This window comes from Sphingobium sp. AS12, from assembly GCF_019097845.1.
In the GTDB taxonomy this organism is placed as follows: domain Bacteria; phylum Pseudomonadota; class Alphaproteobacteria; order Sphingomonadales; family Sphingomonadaceae; genus Sphingobium.
Genome location: NZ_JAHRGM010000004.1, coordinates 1 through 1,118, shown reverse-complemented (window position 1 = coordinate 1,118; position 1,118 = coordinate 1). Strand labels below are relative to the sequence as shown.

3 protein-coding genes are annotated in these 1,118 nt (G+C 62.2%); all 3 read left to right on the top strand.

Features of this window, described 5'->3' with window-relative positions; genetic code table 11:
• Positions 1-136 precede the first annotated feature (136 nt).
• Positions 137-520, top strand: a complete 384-nt coding sequence (locus KRZ98_RS05025; protein ID WP_217672578.1) for a transposase — start codon at positions 137-139, stop codon at positions 518-520.
• Complete coding sequence (gene tnpB, locus KRZ98_RS05020) at positions 517-864, top strand: IS66 family insertion sequence element accessory protein TnpB (protein ID WP_217672577.1); 348 nt, start codon at positions 517-519, stop codon at positions 862-864. Before KRZ98_RS05025 ends, tnpB begins: the two co-directional genes overlap by 4 nt.
• A 51-nt stretch (positions 865-915) precedes the next feature.
• Positions 916-1,118 (top strand): transposase (locus KRZ98_RS05015; protein WP_217672576.1); only part of this gene is annotated, 203 nt, incomplete at its 3' end.

The window sequence follows — 1,118 nt, the reverse complement described above, 5'->3', positions numbered from 1 at the left end:
GTAAGCGGGGCCTGAGGGCCGCCTTGCGCGGCGCCCATTCGCCGGGATGATTGCCGCTCTTTTAGCGAGGTGGCGGGTGTCGGACGAGATCGAGGATTCAGCAAGCGAACGGGCGAGTAGTCATATGAGTAATCGTATGAGTAGTCGGATCGAGGTCGTAAGCCGGGTGTCGGGTCGGCGGCGGTGGACGGTAGAGCAGAAGCTATCCGTGCTGCGGGATGCATTCGGCCCGGAGGGCTGCGTGCGTACGGCCTGTGAACGCCATGATGTCGGCAGCGGCTCGATCTACACTTGGCGGCGCCAGGCGATGTCCGGTGAGCTTGGCGGGGTTCGCAAGTTGGCCGAGCCGGCATTTGCGGAGGTGCAGATCAGCGAGCAGCCAGCCTTGCCTGCCCCGACAGTTGCAGCGAGCAGCGGCGGCGTGATTGGCATCGAACTGCCGTCTGGTATCAGGGTGAGCGTGGATGCCACGGTCGATGCCGATGCCCTGTCACGGGTGATCGGTATCCTGACGCGATGATCCCGCTGCCGCCATCGACGCGGATCTTCCTGGCCTGCGGTGCGACCGACATGCGTAAGGGTTTCGACGGCCTGGCGGTGATGACGCAGCAGGTTCTGGAGCAGAGCCCCCATTCCGGTGCGCTGTTCGCTTTCCGGGGCAAGCGCGGCGATCTGGTGAAGCTGCTTTGGTACGACGGCCAGGGCATGTGTCTGTTTTCCAAGCGGATGGACCGGGGGCACTTCGTGTGGCCGTCGACCAAGACGGGGTCAGTGGTGATGACGGCGGCGCAGCTTTCGATGCTCTTGGAAGGCATCGACTGGCGGCGACCTGAACGCACTTTCACTCCTTCATTGGCGGGGTAAAACGCCCATTTTCTGGTGCTTTTATTAGCGTTTCGACCATCGATCTGCTATATGATCGTGGTGTCGGACGCAGGCCTTTCCACCCCTGATAAAGACGCTCGGATCGCCGAGCTTGAAGCTGCATTGGCAGCTGCCCACGCCGATATTTCCGCCCGCGACATCCTGATCGATACGCTGCGCGTGCAGATTGCGCGCCTCAAGCGGATGCAGTTCGGCAAGTCGTCCGAGAAGCTCGATACCCAGATCGCTCAGCT